Below are 22,213 nucleotides of genomic sequence, written 5' to 3' on the forward strand. Positions count from 1 at the left end.
TAAATTTATGCTTTTAAAAAATCATCTAATAGAAGTATTTAAAAAAGCCTCTTCAGAAAATAACTTTTTGCTTAAAGAAAATGTTGTTCTTAAGTGGGTCCATAGATTTGGTATTGATTCTTTAGATGATTTATTAATCCATAGTCCAGTAGAAAAGGAAAATCATGAAGAAAAAAATCAAGAACAAATTAGGATTGAATCTTTTAAAACTTTAGAAAAGTTGGAAGAAATAAATTGTGAATCAAATTATTTAAAAATTTCTAACAATAATGAAGTACTTACTACTAAACAATATTCTAATCAAAAAAATCAATATATTGAAAACCCAAAATTACCACTACCTAATATCAAAAATTTAAGAAAATGGATTAATAAAGATAAGAAAGCTAGTTAGCTTTTTACATCATACCTGGCATACCCATGCCTCCCATACCTGGCATACCCATACCTCCCATACCTGGCATACCCATACCTCCCATACCTGGCATACCCATACCTCCCATGCCTCCCATACCTGGCATACCCATACCTCCCATTGGATCTCCTCCTGGTCCTCCTGGGGCTGTGGTTTCAGGCTCTGGAATGTCAGCCATTGCAACTTCTGTTGTGAGGAGCATAGCTGCAATAGATACTGAATCTTGAAGAGCTAATCTTATTACTTTAGTTGGATCTAATATTCCTGAATCTTTTAAATCCTCATATTTTCCTGAAATAGCATTGAAACCTTTGTTAAGTCTTTTAATTTCAGCGACAACTACATCACCATTAAAACCAGCATTTTTTGCTATTTGTTTAGTAGGTTCCAAAAGGGCTTCTTTTAATATATTTATCCCTGTTCTTAAATCATCAGAAGATGTTTGAATTAAATTTAAAAGATCATCTGATATTTCAATTAAAGTTTGTCCACCTCCAGAAACTACACCTTCTTCGATAGCAGCTTTCGTAGCATTAAGGGAATCTTCGATTCTAAACTTTTTGTACTTCATCTCAGTTTCTGTTGCAGCTCCAACTTTGATAAGTGCTACTCCTCCAGCTAGTTTTGCTATCCTTTCATTGATTTTGTCCTGATCATACTCTGAGTCTGTTATATCAACTTCTCTCTTTAATTTTTCTACTCGCGCTTTAACCAAATCTTTAGTGTCTTCGAAGGCAACAATTGTAGTTTTGTCCTTCGTGATTGTTATTTTTTTTGCTTTGCCTAAATCATTAATCGATACTTTATCAAGTGTCATAGATTTATCTTCACTAATTAACTTAGCTCCAGTAAGAATAGCAATATCTTCAAGGGCAGCTTTTCTTCTCTCGCCAAATAACGGAGCTCTTACGGAAGCTACGTTTAACACTCCACTATTCTTATTCAAAACCAATGTAGTTAAAGCCTCTCCTTCGATATCTTCAGCAAGAATTAGAAAAGGTGAGCCTGATTTCTGAATTTCTTCAAGTATTGGAACCAGATCAACTAATGTTGAAATTTTTTGATCAGTTATTAATATTTTAGGGTTTTCAAGTTCACAAACTTGTCTTTCTTGGTCTGTTACGAAATATGGAGAACTATAACCTCTATCAAAAGACATTCCTTCAGTTATATCTAATTCTGTATCTAGTGATTGAGATTCCTCAACAGTTATTACACCATCAGAAGTAACAATATCCATTGCCTTCGAAATTATAGAACCAATTTCTTCATCACCTCCAGCACTAACTGTTGCAACTTTTTTGATATCAGAACCGCTTAATGAAATACTTTTGGAACTTAATTTTTCTAGAACAAAAGCCAAGCCTACCTCCATACCTTTTTTTAACTCCATAGGACTGGCACCAGAAGCAATATTTTTTAACCCCTCTTGAACCATCTTCTGAGTCAAAATGGTTGCTGTTGTTGTTCCATCTCCTGCACTCTCTTTTGTCTTGGATGCAACTTGTTCTATTAATTTCGCACCCAAATTAGAAATAGGGTTCTCAATCTCAATCTCTTTAGCAACTGTGGATCCATCTTTAACTATATCTGGTGAACCAAATTTTCTCTCTATTACTACGTTTTTTGCTTTTGGCCCAATAGTAACCTTTACCGCATTAGCTACGAAATTCACACCTTTTTCTAGGGCTTCTCTTGATTCATTAGAAAAACTTAACTGTTTAGCCATGTTTACTCGATCTTTAATCTTATTCTAATCTCCCATAGAATCATTTTTAAGGGATATTTAATTAAGTGGGGAAAGCCGAATTTCTTTTAATTAGACATACAAATTAAAAGAAATAAGAGTATCTTTAAGTTATGGAAGAAACAAATAATCTTATTTTTACTCTTACCGCAATCCTTGCGATTGCTATGACATTGATTTACTTTCCTTTAAGATTTTTCTTAACATTAACTGCTAGAAGTCGAAGACTAAAACTTTTACAAAAAATTAGAAGGTTGAGAGATGAATTAGGTCAGCCTTATGAAAGTACATAACTAAATACTCATACCCCCGTCTATACTGATTGTTTGCCCTGTAATGTAACTTCCTGCATCACTTGAAACTAAGAATGACACTAAGTTTGCAATTTGAGCACAACTTCCTAATTTCCCTAAAGGAATAACTTTTAGAATTTCTTCAGTATTAAGTTTTTCAGTCATCTCTGTTTCTATAAAACCTGGAGCTATTGCATTAACGTTTATACCTCTTGAGGCAAATTCTTTAGCGCAAGTTTTGGTAAATCCAATAACTCCAGCTTTGGCTGCAGAATAATTTGCTTGGCCAGGATTACCAATTATTCCAACAACAGATGAAATATTTACGATGCTACCACTTCTTTTTTTCATCATAAATTTAGAAGCATATTTTGTACAAAGAAAAACTCCTTTTAAGTTTGTATTCAGTACATCATCCCATTGTTCCGATTTCATTCTCATCAATAGTCCATCTCTAGTAATTCCAGCATTGTTAATGAGGATATCAATAGTGCCATTAATTTTGATTATTTCTTCAAAAGCTGAACTGACAGAATCCTCTTTTGAAACATCAAATTTTAATTTATGAGCATTACCTCCTAAATTTTTTATTAAATTTACAACTTCTTCAGCTTTTTCATCAGAAGAAGAGTAATTAATAAAAACTTCTGCTCCTAATCGGCTTAGTTCTAAAGCAATTTCTTTACCAATTCCTCTGCTAGCTCCAGTGATTAAAGCAACTTTGCCTGATAATGAATCTGTATTGGACATTATAAAATTTTATAATTTTCAATCGTAGTACTATTTGTGTAAAGATATTGCTTTTATTTATAATTGTCTAGGAAATATTAAGACCTTCTATTGTGCACTTTTTAATACCAGCTGCAGGGAACGGTAGCAGAATGAAAGCTGGAAAAAATAAATTACTTATTGATTTAGAGGGAGAGTCTTTGATTTATTGGACACTTAAATCTGTATTTTCTGCAAGCTCAACAAATTGGGTTGGAATAATTGGGCAACAGAAAGATAAAAATTTATTATTAAATTCAGCAAAGGATTTTGCCCATAAAGTTCATTGGATTAATGGTGGTGACACCAGACAACAGTCAGTTTTTAATGGTTTAAAAGCGTTACCAAAAGATGCTGAAAAAGTTTTAATACATGATGGTGCTAGATGTCTAATTAATCCTGAATTGATAGACCTTTGTGCCAAGCAATTAGATGAAAATGAAGCTGTAATTTTGGCTACTAAGGTAACTGACACTATAAAGATTGTTGATAATGAAGGTTTTATTAAAGAAACACCAGATAGAAATTATTTATGGGCAGCGCAAACTCCTCAGGGCTTTTTAGTAGATAGCTTAAAAAAAGCTCATAAGATGGCAATTGATAAAAACTGGAAAGTCACAGATGATGCCTCTTTATTCGAAATGCTTAATTGGAAAGTAAAGATTATTGAAGGAACTTATTCAAATATAAAAATTACATCCCCTATAGATTTGAAAATAGCAAAACTTTTTGTGAAGAACCCCTAGTTAAAAAGGTTTATGGATACTAAGAATGCCATCATCACCATTTAATGTGGCTTCGTATCCTAGAGGAATGCAAGCATTTCCCGATATGTGGCCTATCGGGAGGTCAAAAAGAATTGGAAAATCAAATTCTTGGAGTCTTTCAATAATGCAGTTTTTTAGTAAATCTTTCCATTCAAGGTCATAGGAATCATTAGAAAAACTTCCGAATCCAATACCAGCAATTTCAGAAAGTGTTTTAGTCATTCTGAGGTAAGTCAACATACGGTCAATTTTATAAATATCTTCATTAATATCTTCAAAAACTATTATTTTCCCTTTGCAATCTGGAAAGTGATTAGTACCAACTAAAAAAGTAGCAATAGTTAAGTTAGAAACGATGATTTCTCCTTTAGCTTTTCCAGCTCTTAAAGAAATTCCTCTTATGTCCTCAACATATCCCTCAAAAAGTAAATTTCTTAATCTCTCAAGACTCCACTCTGGCTCTTTGAAAAGACTAGTAACCATTGGGCCATGAATAGAACCTTTAAATCCTTGAGAATATTTAGATAGTAATAAAGAACATGTATCTGAGAATCCAAGCATTAAACCATGCTGCCAAGAAGGTTCTTTTTCTAAAAGTCTTGCTGAACCCCAGCCTCCTTTTGCATAAATGATTAGCTTACTATTTTGTGCTTTTTCCAGTTCTTCAAATCTAGTTAGATCATTACCTGCAAAATAACCAAATTTTTTTGATAGGGAATTATTTTCATTAATTTCCAAGCCCCAGTTTTTTAAGATTTCTATGCCTTTTTGAAAATTTTCGTCTTCATCAATAAATGAGCCTGGAGCTAAAATATCTATTAGATCTCCTTTTTTTAATCTAAAAACCATATTTAGAATTTATGAGGCAATAAAAATTCCTAATAAAAGGACTCCTCCATAAATTGATTGATTTTTGAAGTGATTTCCAATATTTTTTATTGATTGCTTTTCCTCAGGAAATACTTTTAGTATATCTCTCTGCATTAAGATTGACGCTGTTAGCCAAATTGGCCAAAAAATAAAATTCATTTGATTAATAAATCCGCATAATGCCAGAAAACAAGAAGTTAAAAAATAACAAATTTGAATAGTTATTCTTGTATTGTTCTGAAGGTTAACAGCGGAGCTATTTATTCCAATTTGGACATCATATTTTTTATCTGCTAAAGCATAAATCGTGTCAAAGCCAAAAGTCCAAAAAATGGTAGCTAGCCAGCAAAATAATAAAACAATACTATTTAAATTACCTTCATTTGCAGCCCACGGAATCAAGACAGCAAAACCCCAGCATATGGATAAGATTAATTGAGGATATTTAAACCATCTTTTGGCAGAAGGATAAATTAAAATAATTGGTAGAGCTAAAGAAGCAAGTGAAATAGTAAGGATTCTCCCATGCTGAGGTAGTGACAATGTTAAAAAGAAGCTACATAAAATTAAAAAGAAAAGAATTGAATAAGCTGTTTTAAGACCGATTTTATTTGCAGCTAGAGGTCTATTTTTTGTCCTAACAACTCTTTGATCAATTTTTTTGTCCCAAATATCATTAACCACGCAGCCTAATCCACTTACTAGTAGTCCTCCCAGTATTATTCTTAGCAACATTAAAAATGATGGATCAGAGTCTGGGGTTAAATATAAACTCCATCCAGCAGGAATAAGTAAGATCATTCTTCCAGTGGGCTTATTCCACCTTAATAATTCAAAAAAAGTTCTTAATTTAATTTGTCGATTTTTATTATGCATATGACTTATTGTATATTTCATAACTTTAAATAATTTTACCAGGATTAAATGATTTCTATTATTTAATAATCAATCTTGGGTATATTTATTAATGGATTCAAGATATCTGCATCCTATAAAAAGAAATGATACAGAAACAAGATTTAAGATATTTTCAAGAAAAGCAAATTTTAGTAGCTTCTATAGATATTGGAACTAACTCTACACATCTCTTGGTAGCAGAAATTAATCTAGAATTAAAATCATTTTCAATAAAATTCACTGATAAATCAACCACTCGTCTAGGAGAAAAAGATGAGGAGGGTAATCTTACTGAAGAATCAATCCAGAGAGCATTAGTTACTCTTAAGCGATTTAAGGAATATTGTAAAAGTAATGAAGTAAAACAAATAGTAACAGCAGCAACAAGTGCAGTTAGGGAAGCTCCAAACGGTCAAGATTTTATTAGAAGAGTTTTTGATGAAACTGATATTCAAATAGAAATGATAAGTGGTTCTGAGGAAGCCAGATTAATTTACCTTGGTGTCCTTTCTGGTATGGCTTTTGAAGATCAGTCTTTTGTAATCATTGATATTGGAGGAGGATCTACAGAATTAATACTTGCTGATAAAAAAGATGCTATAGCTCTTACCAGTGCCAGAATTGGTGCGGTAAGACTTAAAAATGATTTCTTAAATAAAGAATCTATAAATTCAGAAAGATCGAGTTTTCTAACAACTTTTATTAGAGGATCTTTAGAACCATCTGTTCGAAAAATAAAAAGTAGATCTAAGGGAGATAAGATTTTATCTATGATTGCAACCAGTGGCACTGCAACCTCATTAGGAAATTTGATTGCAGATGATTTGGGAGAATCTAAACAAAAGTTGCATGGTTATAAATTTAAAAGGGAAAATTTACAAAATGTATTGGAAAAACTAATTAAATTGCCAGTTTCGGAAATCAAGAAAATACCTTCATTAAGTGAGAGAAGAGCAGAAATAATTGTTCCAGGAGCATTGATATTAAACACAGCAATGGAGATGTTGAATTTTAATGAATTAACAATAAGTGAGAGGGCTCTTAGAGAGGGTTTAGTTGTTGATTGGATGCTTCGTAAAGGGATAATAAAAAACGAGTTAAATATTCAAGGCAATATTAGAAAAACAACCATAGTTCATCAGGCCAGAAAGTTTGGCGTAGATAGTACAAGAGCTGAGAAAGTTATCGATATTGCCTTTCAAATCTACGATCAGACTAAAAATATCTTTCATAGCGATAATGACCCAAAAGCCAAAGAATTTCTTTGGGCAGCTTCTAATCTTTATAATTGTGGAAAATACGTGAATATTGGTTCATATCACAAACACTCTTGGTACTTAATAAAAAATTGTGAGTTGTTGGGGTATTCTGAAGCAGAAACAAATATTATTGCTTCAATTGCTAGATACCATAGAAAGACTCTACCCAAGAAAAGACATGAGTCTTGGCAAAATTTAATATCCAAAGAAGATAAAACATTAGTTCTTGAAATGTCATTGATTTTGAGACTAGCAGCATCTCTTGATCAAAGACCTGACAAAGTGATCTCCTCAATTCAAATAAAATTGCAGGGAAATACTCTTTCATTTGAACTTTTACCTTTAAATAGGAACCATGATCTTCTTCTTGAAAAATGGAACTTAGGATTATGTCGTAATGTAATAAAAGAACTAAAGAATTTGGATTTAAAAGTTATTTAGTTTTTTTAATAAGTTCTTGTTTTGGAGTTTGATTCTGAGAAGAGTCTGAAAATAAATTGAAAATTAAGGACGAGGCGATTAGTCCGAAAAGGCCTGAAATTAAAATGAATATAAAAAACCCTACTGGACTTAGATCCTTAGATTGTCTTGTTTTATTAGTTTTTTTAGCAACTTCTTCAACTATTTCGTCAATTTTTATCTCTTGCCTTTCGGTCTTTAATTCATTCATTATAAATTCTGTATCAAGTTTCAGCTTCTGTGAAATTCTGCGAACCATTGCTTTGACAAATACTTTTTCAGGTAGTTCTTCTTCATTACCGTCTTCAATAGCTTTAAGTTGATGAGATCCAATTTTTAAATCAGAAGCCAATTCTTCAATAGATTGCTCTCTACTTAACCTTGCCTCTTTAATAAAATTTCCAATTCTCTTTAAAGAGGATTGTTCTCTTTTGGTATTTTCTTCTGGATTAGATTTTATTTCTTTCAAAACTTATAAATTTTTACTAATTATAGTAATTAATATTTTTCTATCAACTTTAAGATTATTTATTCCTAAAGAGATGCCTATAGGATGGATTATAAAGATTAGATCTTTTTTGAGAATTACTAATTGCTGGGCTAATTATGTAAATGGTTGTTCTAATAAGTTTTTTCTCAATAGAAAAATTTTCCATATCTTTTAATTCTATCAATGATGTCCAACCATCATCCCAAGAAACTCTAAATCCAACAATCACTTTAGTCTCTGGAGGGTAAAACTCTAGTAGAGTTTCTTGAGACCTTTTCACATGCCTAGCACTTAGATAAAGACATATAGAGGAATTGTGTTTCGCAAGTTCTCTCAGAGACTCTTTTTCGGGCATCCCTGTTCTCCCTCCTGCTCTAGTTAAAATTATTGTTTGCGTTACGTCAGGGATGGTTAACTCAACTTCATGATGTGCTGCAGCAACTTGAAAAGCACTTACTCCAGGAACAACCTCGATTTCAATTTTTTCGTTTTTTAAAATTTCGATTTGCTCCCTAATTGCTCCAAAAAGGCAAGGGTCTCCATCATGCAATCTTACAACAGTTTTACCTGCCTGAAATTTTTCTATCATAATTGAAGTGATTTGCTCTAAGTTGAGCGAACTTGTTTTTATTTTTTCAGAATCTTCTTTAGAAAAATCTAAAATCTTTTCAGGAATTAGGGAATCAGTCCAGATAATGACATCTGCAATTTTTATCTTTTTTAATGCTTTTAAAGTTAATAATTCTGGATCGCCTGGACCAACACCAATAAAGGATATTTTTTTATCCATTCTTTCTATTTTTTCCACTATATGTTCTCAATCTTAAAAAAAATATTCCAATTAATCCAGAAGAAAATAGAAAAATACTTATAAATTGAGCCACTTTAATACCGCCATCACAGAAAGGCGGAAGTCCACCAATGCATAGTGGGTCAGTTCTTAAACCTTCAATCCAGAATCTTCCAAAGCTATAACTTATTAAATAAAGACAGCTAATAAAGCCAGGCCTAAAAAAATCTGTCTTATTTTGTTTATTAAAGGTAATAATAAGGACGATGAAAATTAAAAGATTCCACAATGACTCATAGAGAAATGTAGGATGAAAAAATTCATAATTAAGAAATTCTAAAGGCCTATTTTGGATAGGTATAAATAATTTCCAAGGCAAATTTGTAGGAACTCCAAAGGCTTCATTATTGAAAAAATTTCCCCACCTTCCTATTGATTGTCCAAGAATAATCGAGGGTATTAGTATATCTATAAAAGTTTTTAAATTAATTTTTTTCGACTTACAGAAATAAATAATAGATATTAATCCTCCAATTAGACCTCCATGGATTGCTATGCCTCCTTCCCAAACTGCAAGAAAAGAAGGTATTTGAATAATATTATTGAATAGTTCAAAAGAAGTAAAAAAGTTCTCTCCGCTATATTGCCTCCACTCAAAAATTACGTAATAAGCTCTAGCTCCAATTATTGAAGAGATTATTAATGATGGAAGTATTTCACTAATGTACTCTGGGTTAATATTTCTTGCCTTTGCTAGTTTTTTAGAGACGAATAGGCCAATTAAAACTGAAACCGAAATAAGCAGTCCATACCATCTAATAGTTATAAATCCTAAATTTAAAAAAGTTTCTCCTGGAGATTGTATAAAAGCTTGAAGTAGAAGCATTTAAAGAAAGTTAGATACCCTCTGCTGCTTGCACTTTTTCTACTTGTTTTTTCTTTAATACTAAAAGTATTTGTGTTAGGCCTACACCAATGAAGAATGCAATCAATCCAATAACTCTATAAGGGCTCTGAAGTACAACCTCAGCATCTAATTGTCCAAAGCCGCCAACGTTGGGATCATTAGTAAGAGGGTCACCTGCATTAATTTTGTCTTGTGCTTTTACGATAAGTTGAGGACCAACAGGCACTGCTTCAGTAGTTATCTCACCATTATCATTTTCTATAGTGACCTTATAGCTACCATCTTCAATTGTTTCTATTGAATTTATAGTTCCTGAGGTGGAAGAAGTGAAAACTACATTATTGCTTTTGTCTCCAGTTGGGTATACCTGACCTCTACCTCTATTGCCTCCGATATGTAACGAGTATTTTCCATAGTGATATTCTTTATTAGTGGATGGATCAGGGGAAAGTACAGGAAAAACTATTTCTTTATTAGTATCGCCTGGTAAAGGTCCTACAATGATGATATTATCTTTCTCTTCACTGTAATTAGTGAAATAAACCCCTTCTGTCTCCTCTTTGATTTCTTCAGTCCATCTTTCTTGTGGAGCAAGTTTAAAGCCATCTGGCAGCATTACAACAGCACCAACTTGTAATGGTACTTCAGAACCATCAGCACCGATCTCTTTTAAATCATTTTTGTAGGGTATTTTGACTACAGCCTTGAAAACACTATCTGCTCCAACAGATTGTGGAACCTCTGCAATTGTAGGCATCTGAGCTAGATGACAATTTGCACAGACTATCTTTCCTGTGGCTTCTCTTGGGGATTCATAGTTTTGCTGAGCCCAAAATGGATAAGCAAAAGTAATATTTGGATAAAATACAATGCTCGAAATGAAAAGCAGAGTACAGATAAATAAACTTGTTTTTTTCATGATTTGATTTTTAAGATCTTTCATTTTTTTATGCCCACCATGGATTTTCATTAGTTCTAAAGTCAGTTTCTGACCATTGCTTGATTAGTACAGCATCATCTTCAACATCGACATGCGTTAGGGCTAAAGATAAAGGAGCAGGGCCTCTTACTACCTTCCCATTAGTATCGTACTGACTGCCATGACAAGGACATATGAATTTATTAGCACCACTATCCCATGGGACAACGCAACCTAAATGAGTGCAAATTGCATTTAAACCAAATTCTCCTATTTCCCCACCCTCATTAACTATTAAATAAGTTGGATCTCCCTTTAGACCCTGCACTAGACTTCTATCACCTTCTTGATGGGTAGCTAACCAACCTGTCTTAGTTATTGGATTCCCTAATTCATCTTTAGCAGAAGTTCCACCACCACCACCACCTGCTCTTAAAGGCATGAAGTAATTCGCTACAGGGTAAAGGGCTCCTAACGCTACACCAGTTGCAGTACCAAATGTAAGAAGATTCATAAATTGCCTTCGACCCATTGAAGGGACATCATTGGAACTTAATTGAGTCATTCGTTACTTGGTTCTGTTATTTATTAGTTATTATGAATCAAATTGTTCAATTTCTGTTGCAAATAGATAGGACTTTTAATAATTTAAAGTAAAAGTTTAGGAAGTCTTAATTAATTGATTTAAATGAACCCATTGCTAGTAGATGAAGTAATACATTATTTGATTCATCGTTGGGGGAAAAAATATGATTTTAGACTCTTTAAAAGAGGGAAATTTTTGTATTTTCAAATGATGTGGGGATTTCTTGGACAGGAATCATTCCCTTTAAGTGAAGATGAATATAAAAAATCGATAGCTGATAAAATCGAGATTTTAAATAGATGTGGATATTCAGAAGAAGTAAGGGAATGGCTAAAGAAAGTTAATGCTAAGCCAAGGTTAGGTAGAGCTGTCAGCTTGCAATTAAATCTTAATGAGAAGATGAAAGAGTTTTTGACTTAAGATTTTCTGATAAGTAAGTTAATCCAGTACCAACAAAAAACAAAAACACAATTGATATAGATAGCAATGACATAGTCAATGGGTCTGTTGAAGGGGTAATCACTGCAGATAATATTGCAGAGGAAATTACAACAATCTTCCAATTCGAAATCATTTTTTCTGTTGTAATTATTCCAAGTGAACCAAGAATAAATTGTAATACTGGCAATTGAAAAGCTATTGCAGTGCTAGACATCAATAAGAGAACAAAATCAAAATATCTTTCTATAGACCAAGTTGGTTCAACAATATCAGCACCAAAACTAATGAAGAAATTTATTGCTGCAGGGACTAATATCCACCAGGAAAAAATTAATCCTAAAAAAAACAGAAGACCTGAACCAAAAACTGCGGGCAAGATAAGACTTTTTTCTTGTTTTGTTAAACCAGGAGAAATAAATAATATTATTTGATAAAAAATATAAGGCATAGAAACTATTAATCCGCTGTAACCTGCAACTTTAATAGCGACAAATAAGAACTCTCCCGGAGCAAGTTGTAGTAAATGAATATCACCAGCTGGGATTTCTAAAAAAGATATTAATGGCTTTATGATAAGAAAACTAAAGAATATTGAAATAAGTATTGAGTAAATTGAGTTTAATATCCTTTGACGAAGCTCCTCTAAATGATCACTAAAAGTCATTGAATCTGATAATTTATTTTCACTTTGACCTGTACCTCTCATTATTATTTGATAAAGATTTTGTAAGAAAAAGGTTTAAAACTACTATTGTCAAAGCCCAATTTGTTTTTCGATCAATTTAATTATTTGCTTAATTTAGGATTAGTTGGATCTGGTAATAAGAAAGGAGGAGCATCATTTAGGGATGATTCACCATAAGTTTCATATTCTCTATACCCACCCATTTTTCCATTGGTTTTCATTAAAGCGCTTACGAAGGCAAGTAGTAAGAAAACAGTAGGAGCACCAATTATTAATGCAGCACCAAATAGATATCCAATAATAAATTCTGGAAAACTATGATTTCCTAAAAATTCATGAGTGCCCAAAAGAAAATCAAACATTTAGATTTAAAAATTTTTTTTATTATAAACTAAATTACCGTTTTAAGATTTTTTTTAATGTAATCTTCTCCTCTTGTAGGATTTCCCCAAATAATTTCTCCACTTTTAAAGGAAACACAACCCGGTCCTCCTTTTTTGATTTTTTGCAAATCTTTAATCTTTACTAAATTAATTGGAACTTTAATGTTTCTTTTTGCCTTACTAAATAAAGCAGCTAAATCTGCAGCTATTTGAAGATCTTGCTCAGATGCTTCCTGAGATGAAGACTTCAATACTACATGACTGCCTGGTGATTCCTGAGCATGAAACCATAAATCGCCTTTTCTTGAGAACTTAAAGCTTATTAAGTCATTTTGCCTCATATTTCTTCCTACCTGAAGTTTCAATCCTGTGGGAGTTTCAACTTGAATTGGTGAAGATTCTATCTCATATGTACTTTTCTTATCTTCTCTATGCCTCTTGATATTGATATTAAACTCGTTACAAATTTCTTCCATAATTTCTTCTAGTAGTTTGATTCGCATAAAAAGTTTTTCATGATTTAAAGAATTTAAATTTTCTAGAAGCGTAGTGAATTCATCTAATCTTTCTATATTAGTTTTGTAAATACTTAATCTTTGTTTTATTAATTCTCTAGATCTCTTTAATTTTTTTGACTTTTTATATAGTTTTTGTCCTCTAATAATATCTTGTTTTTTAACTTTATTTGAAGAAAATATATTATCAGCTTTTTCTTTATATATCTCGTAGTTCTCTGATTTTGTCAGAAGATCATATTGAATATTTAAATTCTTTTTCTCAATATTGATCTGTTTAAAAATAATCCCTTCAATTTTCTTTCCCAACAATTCAAGTCTTTTTTGCTTCAGATGATAATCATAATAATTCTCTATACCGGTGCATAAATCTATCTTTTTTTTCCAATTAATTTCTTCATTGAAAAACCAAACGCAATAAAAATCTTTATTAAAGATAGAAAAGTTAAAATTATTGTTTTTAAACCTATTTATCCAAATCTTCCAATTTTTAAATATCTCCTTTAAGTCTGAATCGCCAATAAAATCGATATTTTTTTCCATTATTTCCGAATTGCAAGTTTTGCTAAGAACCTCTAATTGTTTTGTGAGGATAGGGCTTACTCCCTGATAGGTATTTATTAAACAGTATTTCAAAGACTCAGGTACTATTGAAATTGAGTCTTTCCATGATTTAAAAGACTCATCTTCTCTAGGTTGTTTTTTGAGATTAACTGGAGGGCCAGAGTAAATTGATCCTGTGGAAACTGTTCTAAAACTAGATTGACTTGATTTAATTTGTTTACCAACTGCAATTATTTTATGTTTGTTATCCAAATAAAAAATATTACTATGTTTCCCCATTAACTCAAAAATTAAATACTTACTAATTTCATCTCCAGGTTTTTTTGCAAAACCAAATTTTATAACTCTCTCAAAATCATCTTGATCAATCGAAATTAAAGCCATATATTTTAATCCGTATCTTATTTGTTTAGAAAGTGTACTTTCTCTTCCAATTTTTTCCGGCTTATTTATCTTTAATATTCTTGGAGATTCACCATTCCATGAAACCTCTAACCAAGCTTGGGAATCAATTCCTCTGAAGCATAATTGAATTGTATTAGGCTCTGGTTGTTGGGCAGTTTCAAACTTTGAAGGTAAAATACTCTTTGATAAATAATGCAAAACAGATCTAATCGATGTAATATCCATTATTTGAGGCAAACCTTTTTGCATTATTTCTTTTTAATTCACAAGACATTTATTTTACTGTAAAAAATTTAATATGAACAATCAAAAAAAGCTAATTATTCTTACTGGGCCAAGCGGGGTGGGAAAAGGAACTGTTGTTAAAGAGCTATTACTTAAAGATAAAAATATTTGGCTTTCAATATCTGCAACTACTAGAGAACCTAGAGCGGGAGAGAAAGAGGGAGAAAATTATTATTTTTTGACTGAAGAAAAGTTTAAAGAAATGATTGAACAAAACCTATTTCTTGAATGGGCTCAATTTGCTGGAAACTATTATGGAACTCCCTTATCCTCTGTTAATGAGAAAATCAAAAAGGGATTTTCAGTACTACTCGAAATTGAAGTGGAAGGAGCAAAACAAATAAAAGATAAATTCCCTAATTCCCTGTCAATATTTTTACTTCCTCCTGATAAAGCAGAGTTAGAGAGAAGGATAAGAAATAGAGGAACAGAAAAAGAAGAGGCAATTAAAAAAAGACTCTCAAGGGCTAATTATGAGATTTCAGCATCAAATAAATTTGATGTTGCATTAACAAATCACAATGTAGATGAAACAGCTAAAAGAATAATCAAGTTAATACAAACTTGACTATTCTCACATTCATCAGCTCATTGGATGGAATAATAAATCTGGGAAAAACCTATTAAATTCAATAATTATTCCAGCTGTAAGGCTTAGCCAAATTGCTGCTACTACTGGAGCTGATCTAACAAATTTTGTGTTTAGAATTTTGAACATTTGATTTTACGGAAGTTTTTAAAGATGTTTAACGGGGACCATTAAGTGTAATATTGTTGTCTTTCTCTCTTAAATCTCCATTTCTACCTTGTTTATTAGCAAGAAGAGGCCATTGTGCACCTTTTACTAGACATTTTCTCGCTAAGTCTAGATCAATAATGATCTCAAGATCTGCTGGATTCTTAGTTTTTTTTGATTCAATCAAATACTCTCTTCCCGACCAGCCTATAATTCCCGCAATGTAAATGAATAATACCCCAGGTATAAGTAGATCTCCCTCATGACCTCTATTTAGAAGAGCTCCCCATGGCTCGAGTGGAGGTCCAATAATTAAATGTGGAAGTCCATCATCTCCGCATGATGCTTTTCCATACCTTTCAAATCTTGCTATGTCTTTTTGAGTACTTGCAGAACTTGCTCTCTCAATGAATTTAGGGTTTTCAGAGCATTTTGTGAGAGCTGAAGCAGTATATTCCGTACTAGCTCTGTCTGCGTTTAATGCAGGTCCATTTGCAGCTAGAGCAATAGGAGTGATTCCTAGGAATAGAAAAACCGAGGTTATGATTGAAAAAAAGAATTTCATAAGTTGCAATCTTTAATTCCTTATAGTGTGTTAAGTAAGAAATTAATATTAAAATAGAACAAGTTGAATCAAATATGCGCAAAGTTTTAGCTATTGAAACAAGTTGTGATGAGACATCTGTCTCAATAGTGTCCAATATTGGTGATACTTTCAAAATTCATTCAAATATTATCGCATCTCAAATTGAAGATCATTCAAAATGGGGAGGAGTTGTTCCTGAACTTGCAGCGAGAAAACACTTGGAGTTATTACCTTTTGTTTTAGAAAAGGCTTTAACAGAATCAAAAATTAAAATTGAGGAAATTGATTATATTGCATCAACTGTAGCTCCTGGATTGGTTGGTTGTTTAAGAGTTGGTTCTGTAACTGCAAGATCTCTTTGTATATTGCATTCAAAGCCATTTTTAGGAATTCATCATTTGGAGGGACATTTATCTTCAATTTTATTTTCAGAAAACTATCCAAAGAAATCTTTCCTTACTTTACTTGTAAGTGGCGGACATACTGAACTGATAAAGGTTGAAGACAGAAGGGGAATGCAAAGGCTTGGGAAAAGCTTTGATGATGCCGCTGGAGAAGCCTTTGATAAAGTTGGAAGATTATTAGGTCTTAGTTATCCAGGAGGTCCGGCAATTGAAAAGATTGCTAAAAATGGAGACCCGATGAAATTTAATTTACCAAAATGTAAGATTTCTGATAAAAAGGGTGGATTCCTTAAATATGATTTCTCTTTTAGTGGTCTAAAAACAGCTGTATTAAGATTAGTTGAGAAAATAAATTTAGATGGAAAGACTATCCCAGTTCCTGATATCGCCGCAAGTTTTGAGAGAGTGGTGGCAGAGGTATTGGTTGAGAGAACTATAAGATGTGCCGAAGATCATAGATTGGATAATGTTGTTGTAGTTGGTGGAGTAGCTGCTAATAATACATTAAGAAAAATGATGATTAGTGAAGCTAGTAAAAAATCTATTAAAGTTCATTTAGCTCCTCTGAATCTTTGTACAGATAATGCGGCGATGATTGGAGCAGCTGCCTTGTTCAGGATCAAATTTAAGGAGCATTTAAGTTCTCTTAGATTAGGTGTCTCAGGAAGACTATCAATTGAACAAGCAAATTCCCTTTATGAAGAAATCCCCCCTTTTTAACTCCAATGAATAAAGAATCTAAAATCGAGATTAAAGAGACAAAAAATTTCGTTGATAAAAAGGAACTGAATTTATGGAAAAGAGGTTTTACTCCTCAAGCTGAAATATGGAATGGAAGGATGGCAACTGTTGGTATAGGTTTAATATTTATTATTATTGCTTTAATAAGTCAATTTTCTTAATAGAAATCAAATACATTTAACTTAAAAGTAATTTTATAGATTTATAAATCCTTAATGTTAATCTGATGAATTAAATTAAAAATTATTGTATTTGATGGACTTGGGATAAGATTATTGATTTAATCAAAATAATTAATATTTTTATTATTTATATTTTTATATGACGCCTGAAAGGCTGGGATTACTTTGGGGAATAACTGTATTCGCAGGTGCTTGTGCACGTTTATTTTCTTCTTTTACAGGATTCCCAAGTGTTGTTGTTTTATTGCTTTCTGGATTATTCATAGGAAGATCAGGTTTAGGATTTGTTGAGCCTCTAGATTTAGGACAAGGACTTGAGACTATTGTAGGTCTTCTAGTCTGCTTGGTTTTATTTGAAGGAGGACTAAATTTAAAACTACCTGAAGGGAATGTAAGAAATACTGTTTTGAAGATTTCATTAATAAGACTTTTTATTTCATTATCGGCTGGAATCTTTATTGCTCATTGGCTGGCTGGCCTTTCATGGCAGGTTGCAGGAATATATAGTGCCATAGTTCTTGCTACCGGACCCACAGTTGTCTCTCCATTAGTTGAGCAAATAAAATTAGCTTCCCCTCTTTCAGATGTTTTAAAAGCTGAGGGGTTATTACTTGAACCAATTGGCGCTGTATTAGCTTTATTACTTTTAGAACTTGCTTTGGGAGACCTACATGGAATTAACGAGGTATTTATCGCATTAATGCAAAGATTAGGGGGTGGAGTTGTAATCGGATTAAGTTCAGGATGGTTACTATCAGAAATTTTAAAAAAAATAAAAAATGAAGCCTCATTCGGAATAGAGCTTCAAGTTACCCTTGGCTTTATTTTTCTTGTGTATGGAACTTGCGAATATTTTTTGCCAGAATCAGGTTTGCCTGCTTCTGTAGCGGCAGGTTTTATTGTGGGCAAAAGAGAAGTAATAGATAAGCAGAAATTGGATAATCTAATAGGTGAACTAGCTCAATTGGCCATAACTGTTCTTTTCCCTCTTTTGGCCGCTGATGTCTCTTGGGGTGAATTAAGCCCGCTGGGCTGGGGAGGTATTGTTTGCGTTTTGATGATGATGATAATTGTTCGTCCTATCTCCATTTGGATAGCAACGATGGGTAGAGAATTAGAATCAAAGGAAAAATTATTTTTAGCTTGGTTAGCTCCTAGAGGAATTGTTACTGCAGCAGTAGCCTCTCTTTTTTCCATCAGATTAGAACAGGCTGGTATCCTTGGAGCTGGACGTCTTCAAGGTTTAGTGTTTCTTACTATTTTAATGACAGTGGGAATTCAAGGACTTACAGCTAAACCTTTGGCAAATCGATTAATGTTAGTGCAAAAAAAGGGTTAGTTTTTAATTAAGACATCTTTCAATACGAGATAAATCACTTTTACTCTCTGAGAGGAGTTCCCAACTTTGAATTAAATCTGGACCACTGAGACATCCAAAAAAGGCTATTCTTAATGATTTCATTAAAATCCCTTTTTTAATATTATGCATTTTTGAGATTTCGTTTAAAATTTCCGTGGCTTTCTCTTTGTCAAGTTTTACAGTGTTTCTCTCATCTAAATAATCTAAGATATTTTTTAGAAATGCTTTACTATCATTATTCTCGAGAAAATCTTTCCCTTCTTTTTGAATTGGAGGTAATAAGAAAAATGGTTTTGATTGATCAATAGCATCTTTTAAAAGATTCATAGAGTCTCTAAGCAAAATTGTTAATTTTATTGCCCATTCTTCAGATGGGGGTTCCCAACCCATATCATCCCAGTATTTTTTTATGATCTCACTTAACTTTGTTGATTCCATTTTTTTTATGTATTGAGAATTAATCCAGTTGAGTTTTTCCCAACTGAATTTAGCTCCTGCTTTATTTATATCTGACAAGTCAAAAATTTTGGATATCTTATCAAGTGAAAGGATCTCACTATCAGCAGATTTTGGCGACCAACCTAAAAAAGCCATATAGTTTGTTAAAGCTTCAGGTAAATATCCCATATCTTTAAATTCGTCTATTGAAGTAACGCAATCTCTCTTGGATAATTTTTTCCCTTCTAGATTTAGTATTAGTGGTGTATGCGAAAAAGTAGGTAATTTAAGATCTAATGCTTCATAAATTAATATTTGTTTTGCAGTGTTAGAGATATGGTCTTCGCCTCTAATTACATGAGTGATATTCATGTAATTATCATCAATTACAACTGCGAGGTTGTACAAAGGATCTCCAATTTCATATCCCTTAGCCCTCCTTGATAAAACCAAATCACCGCCCAGGTCCTTACCTTGCCATTTGATTTCACCTTTTATCTGATCTATCCATGTGATTTGTATATTTTCTTCGATTTTAAACCTTATTACTGAAGTCCTCCCTTGGGATATGAATGTCTCTATTTCTTCTTTTGACAGACTTCTGTGTCTATTATCATGCTTTGGAGGTAATCCTTTCTTTTTTTGTTCTTCTCTTAATTCAGTAATTTCATCATCTGTTGCAAAGCACCTATATGCAGCACCACATTCTAATAGCTTTTTGATATAACTTTTGTGAATCGAAATTCGGTCACTTTGCTTTATAGGTTCTTCATCCCATTTTAGTCCAAGCCATTTCAAGCCCTCTAATATATTTTTTGTATATTCAGATTTAGATCGAAGAAAATCTGTATCTTCTATCCTGATAAGAAACTTTCCGCCTATTTTTTTCGCATACAACCAATTGAATAATGCTGTTCGCGCTGTTCCAATATGAAATAAACCCGTTGGACTCGGGGCTAGTCTTAATCGTTTTTCCAAATTTCTTTTAGAAAAAACGGGACCGACGGGATTCGAACCCGCAACTTCCGCCGTGACAGGGCGGTGCTCTAACCAGTTGAACTACGGTCCCAGAGTTTTGTTCTAAATTTATTTAGAACTTCATTCTTAAAATTATCAGATCATAATACTTAATTTATGGTGTTGTAATAAAACTGATTTATTAATTTGAGGATTTACAGAAAAAGTTAATTTTGCAGTTGCCTCAGTTTAAGTAACTATTTATTTTTGAGGTCTAAAACCAGCAGGTTCGATCAACCTCACTTGGTTACCTCTAGCGGTAAATTCTCTGCCTTGATCACTTTGTACGACAACTCTTCCACCAGACTTAACTCTGATGACTCTTGCACGAACCCATCCTAAAGCTGCTGATTCGAGGACTTTAACTACGTCCCCAGGTTGAAGATCTAACTCCATCTTATGAAAAAATAATTTACATAATGTTGATAAACGCGTCGTGGAGGACTTGAACCCCCGACATCAGGTTTTGGAGACCTGCGTTCTACCAACTGAACTAACGACGCATCTAAATGATTATAAGCGTCTTTGGGACCAATAAGTTGATTAATTTACAACTTTATCGATCGAAGCGTTGTTTTACGCGAGTAGCTTTTCCTACTCTATCTCTTAGATAGAATAACTTAGCTCTTCTTACTTTACCTCTACGTTCAACTTTTAGAGAGGCAACTTGTGGACTATGTAGCATAAATACTCTTTCAACACCTATACCCTGAAATATTCTTCTAACTGTAATAGTCTGGTTAATACCTCCATGCCTTTTTGCGATGACAACACCCTCATAAGGTTGGACTCTTTCTTTATTACCTTCGGTAATTCTTACTCCAACCTTAACAGTGTCACCAACATAGATTTCAGGCAATTCTTTTTTTAATTGTTCACTCTCAAATTCCTTAATAAGAATCGATGCGCTTAAGCTTTGAGTAGTTTCAGAAACCATGTTTTTTTCTTTTTGTTCAACTTCTACATCAACTGATGCGTCAGCATTAATACTGGTTTCTAATTCCTTCTCTTGTTTCTCTTTGGCCATTTTGGTCTTTTTTGTCCTACAAGTTTTATATCTTAACCTTTTGACTCGCCTTTAGTAACCTTTTTGGTAAATGAAATTGTTTTTGAAAACATTTGAAATCCTGTTATGAGCATCCATAAAACTCCAAGGGAATTTAATATTACGTATATTAATTCTCCATTATCTCCAAGCCATTCGCCCTCATGGAGAGACATTAACCAATGAACTTGCTCTCTAGAGTAACCTAATAAATCTTTTGAAACCCTATAAAGAAGACCTGTAATTGAAGATATTAATAATGGAAGGAAAACCCAAGGTGCTAATGCTTTATGAAATTGCCTAGAATTTTTCATTTTTACTTTGGTTATTGATAGAATTAGATAAATAAAAGTTTTAAGCTTTTTGAAAATATTTAGCTATTCCTATTATTGAATCCAATGATGAAATTTGCAGATCTCTTACCAAAAATAAATAATTCCAAGTCAAATGATCAGAAAGCCTCTATACCAAGGACTCGAGGTATCGAATTTAAGTCAGCAAGAGAAATAAAGTTAATGAAAAATTCAAGTAGAATCGTCGCAACTGTTCTAAGAGAAATAGAAGATTTAATTAAGCCCGGAATGACTACTCAAGATTTAGATGATTTTGCTGCAAAAAGAATTATGGAAATGGGAGCAGTTCCTTCAAATGGGCTGGGACCTGGTTTTAAAGGTATATATGGCTTTCCTGCAAGTATTTGTTCGAGTATCAATAATGAGGTAGTTCATGGAATTCCCAGTAAAAAAAAGATTATACAAAATGGTGATGTTGTTAAGATTGATACTGGAGCCTACTTAGAGAATTATTGGGGCGATAGTTGTATCACAATTTGCGTAGGGGAAGCAAGCAATAAAGCTTTAAAACTTAGTAAGGTTGCAAAAGATGCTCTTTATGCAGGTCTTTCAAAGATAAAAGAGGGCATTACGCTTTATGAACTTGCTGGAGCTATTGAAGACGTCGTCAAAAAAAATGGTTTTAGTGTGGTTGAGGATTATACAGGACATGGAGTTGGAAGAAATCTTCACGAACAACCTTCAGTATTTAATTTTCGAACCAATGAATTGCCCAACGTAGTCCTTCGTAAAGGAATGACCTTAGCTGTCGAACCTATCGTTAATGAAGGCACTAAATTTTGTAAAACATTAAATGATGATTGGACCGTCGTAACAAAGGATGGAAAATTATCGGCGCAATGGGAGCATACAATAGTTGTTTTAACAGATGGTATTGAAATATTGACAGATAGAGATTTCTAAAAT

Annotated in this window: 28 protein-coding genes and 2 tRNA genes; 10 read left to right on the top strand and 20 right to left on the bottom strand. The window is 32.8% G+C overall.

The window, feature by feature from the left end; all coding sequences use genetic code 11:
• Positions 1-7: 7 nt before the first annotated feature.
• Entirely contained in the window at positions 8-394 is a 387-nt protein-coding gene (locus HA141_RS02525; RefSeq protein WP_209116606.1) for a hypothetical protein, read from the top strand.
• 4 nt (positions 395-398) lie between these two features.
• Here the strand turns inward: HA141_RS02525 and groL are convergent, their stop codons facing one another.
• Entirely contained in the window at positions 399-2,144 is a 1,746-nt protein-coding gene (gene groL / locus HA141_RS02530; protein ID WP_209116607.1) for a chaperonin GroEL, read from the bottom strand.
• 131 nt (positions 2,145-2,275) lie between these two features.
• Here groL and HA141_RS02535 point away from each other — a divergent pair, with 131 nt between their 5' ends.
• A complete protein-coding gene (locus HA141_RS02535; protein WP_011862475.1) occupies positions 2,276-2,455 on the top strand; it encodes a hypothetical protein in 180 nt (59 codons plus the stop codon).
• On the opposite strand, the gene fabG is transcribed toward HA141_RS02535, so the two are convergent.
• Positions 2,456-3,205, bottom strand: coding sequence for a 3-oxoacyl-[acyl-carrier-protein] reductase (gene fabG / locus HA141_RS02540; RefSeq protein WP_209116608.1), 750 nt, complete (start codon positions 3,203-3,205; stop codon positions 2,456-2,458). It lies immediately after the preceding gene.
• A 92-nt stretch (positions 3,206-3,297) separates the two neighbouring features.
• Between fabG and ispD the strand changes: the two genes are divergently transcribed.
• The gene (ispD, locus tag HA141_RS02545; RefSeq protein WP_209116609.1) at positions 3,298-3,969 is read left to right on the top strand and encodes a 2-C-methyl-D-erythritol 4-phosphate cytidylyltransferase; all 672 of its coding nucleotides are present in this window, start codon (positions 3,298-3,300) and stop codon (positions 3,967-3,969) included.
• Here ispD and HA141_RS02550 read toward each other — a convergent pair whose 3' ends face one another.
• Together HA141_RS02550 and HA141_RS02555 are read right to left on the bottom strand one after the other, a co-directional pair.
• Positions 3,970-4,839 carry a S66 peptidase family protein gene (locus tag HA141_RS02550; RefSeq protein ID WP_209116610.1) on the bottom strand — a complete coding sequence of 290 codons (870 nt, stop codon included), beginning with the start codon at positions 4,837-4,839 and terminating at the stop codon, positions 3,970-3,972.
• A gap of 9 nt (positions 4,840-4,848) precedes the next feature.
• Complete coding sequence (locus HA141_RS02555) at positions 4,849-5,757, bottom strand: 4-hydroxybenzoate polyprenyltransferase (protein ID WP_373921800.1); 909 nt, start codon at positions 5,755-5,757, stop codon at positions 4,849-4,851.
• A 104-nt stretch (positions 5,758-5,861) separates the two neighbouring features.
• On the opposite strand from HA141_RS02555, the gene HA141_RS02560 reads away from it, so the two are divergent.
• Positions 5,862-7,457 (top strand): Ppx/GppA phosphatase family protein, encoded by a 1,596-nt coding sequence (locus tag HA141_RS02560; RefSeq protein ID WP_209116611.1) that lies wholly within the window; start codon positions 5,862-5,864, stop codon positions 7,455-7,457.
• On the opposite strand, the gene HA141_RS02565 is transcribed toward HA141_RS02560, so the two are convergent.
• From HA141_RS02565 to petC, 5 genes are read right to left on the bottom strand one after another with little or no spacing between them, the layout of a single operon-like run.
• Positions 7,450-7,944, bottom strand: coding sequence for a helix-turn-helix domain-containing protein (locus tag HA141_RS02565; RefSeq protein ID WP_209116612.1), 495 nt, complete (start codon positions 7,942-7,944; stop codon positions 7,450-7,452). The genes HA141_RS02560 and HA141_RS02565 overlap by 8 nt on opposite strands.
• Positions 7,945-7,999: 55 nt before the next feature.
• Positions 8,000-8,755: a precorrin-4 C(11)-methyltransferase gene (gene cobM / locus HA141_RS02570; protein WP_209116614.1), complete on the bottom strand. Its 756-nt coding sequence runs from the start codon at positions 8,753-8,755 to the stop codon at positions 8,000-8,002.
• Complete coding sequence (gene lgt / locus HA141_RS02575) at positions 8,748-9,641, bottom strand: prolipoprotein diacylglyceryl transferase (protein ID WP_209116616.1); 894 nt, start codon at positions 9,639-9,641, stop codon at positions 8,748-8,750. The genes cobM and lgt overlap by 8 nt, the downstream gene beginning before the upstream one ends.
• A gap of 10 nt (positions 9,642-9,651) precedes the next feature.
• On the bottom strand, positions 9,652-10,605 hold the full coding sequence (petA, locus tag HA141_RS02580) for a cytochrome f (RefSeq protein WP_209116618.1): 954 nt from the start codon (positions 10,603-10,605) through the stop codon (positions 9,652-9,654).
• Between the two features lie 4 nt (positions 10,606-10,609).
• A complete protein-coding gene (gene petC / locus HA141_RS02585; protein WP_209116621.1) occupies positions 10,610-11,146 on the bottom strand; it encodes a cytochrome b6-f complex iron-sulfur subunit in 537 nt (178 codons plus the stop codon).
• Positions 11,147-11,269: 123 nt separating this feature from the next.
• On the opposite strand from petC, the gene HA141_RS02590 reads away from it, so the two are divergent.
• Complete coding sequence (locus HA141_RS02590) at positions 11,270-11,587, top strand: DUF3067 family protein (protein ID WP_209116624.1); 318 nt, start codon at positions 11,270-11,272, stop codon at positions 11,585-11,587.
• Here the strand turns inward: HA141_RS02590 and tatC are convergent.
• The 3 genes from tatC to HA141_RS02605 all read right to left on the bottom strand — a co-directional run bounded on the left by tatC (position 11,556) and on the right by HA141_RS02605 (position 14,385).
• Entirely contained in the window at positions 11,556-12,314 is a 759-nt protein-coding gene (tatC, locus tag HA141_RS02595; protein WP_002807537.1) for a twin-arginine translocase subunit TatC, read from the bottom strand. The two genes, HA141_RS02590 and tatC, sit on opposite strands and share 32 nt — an antisense overlap.
• Positions 12,315-12,394: 80 nt before the next feature.
• Positions 12,395-12,655, bottom strand: coding sequence for a hypothetical protein (locus tag HA141_RS02600; protein ID WP_002807054.1), 261 nt, complete (start codon positions 12,653-12,655; stop codon positions 12,395-12,397).
• A gap of 29 nt (positions 12,656-12,684) precedes the next feature.
• Positions 12,685-14,385 (bottom strand): NFACT RNA binding domain-containing protein, encoded by a 1,701-nt coding sequence (locus tag HA141_RS02605; RefSeq protein WP_209117896.1) that lies wholly within the window; start codon positions 14,383-14,385, stop codon positions 12,685-12,687.
• A 73-nt stretch (positions 14,386-14,458) separates the two neighbouring features.
• Between HA141_RS02605 and gmk the strand changes: the two genes are divergently transcribed.
• Positions 14,459-15,013: a guanylate kinase gene (gene gmk, locus HA141_RS02610; RefSeq protein WP_209116626.1), complete on the top strand. Its 555-nt coding sequence runs from the start codon at positions 14,459-14,461 to the stop codon at positions 15,011-15,013.
• Between the two features lie 15 nt (positions 15,014-15,028).
• Here the strand turns inward: gmk and psaJ are convergent, their stop codons facing one another.
• Together psaJ and HA141_RS02620 are read right to left on the bottom strand one after the other, a co-directional pair.
• Entirely contained in the window at positions 15,029-15,163 is a 135-nt protein-coding gene (gene psaJ / locus HA141_RS02615; RefSeq protein WP_011862490.1) for a photosystem I reaction center subunit IX, read from the bottom strand.
• A gap of 28 nt (positions 15,164-15,191) precedes the next feature.
• On the bottom strand, positions 15,192-15,746 hold the full coding sequence (locus tag HA141_RS02620; RefSeq protein ID WP_209116628.1) for a Photosystem I reaction center subunit III: 555 nt from the start codon (positions 15,744-15,746) through the stop codon (positions 15,192-15,194).
• Between the two features lie 74 nt (positions 15,747-15,820).
• On the opposite strand from HA141_RS02620, the gene tsaD reads away from it, so the two are divergent.
• From tsaD to HA141_RS02635, 3 genes are all read left to right on the top strand, one after another.
• Positions 15,821-16,891: a tRNA (adenosine(37)-N6)-threonylcarbamoyltransferase complex transferase subunit TsaD gene (gene tsaD, locus HA141_RS02625; RefSeq protein WP_209116630.1), complete on the top strand. Its 1,071-nt coding sequence runs from the start codon at positions 15,821-15,823 to the stop codon at positions 16,889-16,891.
• A gap of 5 nt (positions 16,892-16,896) precedes the next feature.
• Positions 16,897-17,073 (top strand): high light inducible protein, encoded by a 177-nt coding sequence (locus HA141_RS02630; protein ID WP_209116632.1) that lies wholly within the window; start codon positions 16,897-16,899, stop codon positions 17,071-17,073.
• 160 nt (positions 17,074-17,233) lie between these two features.
• A complete protein-coding gene (locus HA141_RS02635; protein WP_209116634.1) occupies positions 17,234-18,433 on the top strand; it encodes a cation:proton antiporter in 1,200 nt (399 codons plus the stop codon).
• Positions 18,434-18,436: 3 nt separating this feature from the next.
• Here HA141_RS02635 and gltX read toward each other — a convergent pair whose 3' ends face one another.
• The 6 genes from gltX to HA141_RS02665 all read right to left on the bottom strand — a co-directional run bounded on the left by gltX (position 18,437) and on the right by HA141_RS02665 (position 21,268).
• Positions 18,437-19,870 carry a glutamate--tRNA ligase gene (gene gltX, locus HA141_RS02640; protein ID WP_209116636.1) on the bottom strand — a complete coding sequence of 478 codons (1,434 nt, stop codon included), beginning with the start codon at positions 19,868-19,870 and terminating at the stop codon, positions 18,437-18,439.
• Positions 19,871-19,887: 17 nt separating this feature from the next.
• Positions 19,888-19,961 (bottom strand) — tRNA-Asp (locus HA141_RS02645).
• A 149-nt stretch (positions 19,962-20,110) separates the two neighbouring features.
• Entirely contained in the window at positions 20,111-20,305 is a 195-nt protein-coding gene (locus HA141_RS02650; protein ID WP_002807701.1) for a hypothetical protein, read from the bottom strand.
• 34 nt (positions 20,306-20,339) lie between these two features.
• Positions 20,340-20,412: transfer RNA gene (locus tag HA141_RS02655), tRNA-Trp, on the bottom strand.
• 53 nt (positions 20,413-20,465) lie between these two features.
• A complete protein-coding gene (gene rplS, locus HA141_RS02660; RefSeq protein ID WP_245157259.1) occupies positions 20,466-20,936 on the bottom strand; it encodes a 50S ribosomal protein L19 in 471 nt (156 codons plus the stop codon).
• Between the two features lie 32 nt (positions 20,937-20,968).
• The gene (locus HA141_RS02665) at positions 20,969-21,268 is read right to left on the bottom strand and encodes a PepSY domain-containing protein (protein ID WP_209116638.1); all 300 of its coding nucleotides are present in this window, start codon (positions 21,266-21,268) and stop codon (positions 20,969-20,971) included.
• A gap of 84 nt (positions 21,269-21,352) precedes the next feature.
• Between HA141_RS02665 and map the strand changes: the two genes are divergently transcribed.
• Positions 21,353-22,210 (top strand): type I methionyl aminopeptidase, encoded by an 858-nt coding sequence (map, locus tag HA141_RS02670; protein WP_209116640.1) that lies wholly within the window; start codon positions 21,353-21,355, stop codon positions 22,208-22,210.
• The last annotated feature ends 3 nt before the right edge of the window (positions 22,211-22,213 follow it).

This window comes from Prochlorococcus marinus XMU1402, from assembly GCF_017696205.1.
Lineage (GTDB): Bacteria > Cyanobacteriota > Cyanobacteriia > PCC-6307 > Cyanobiaceae > Prochlorococcus_A > Prochlorococcus_A marinus_AC.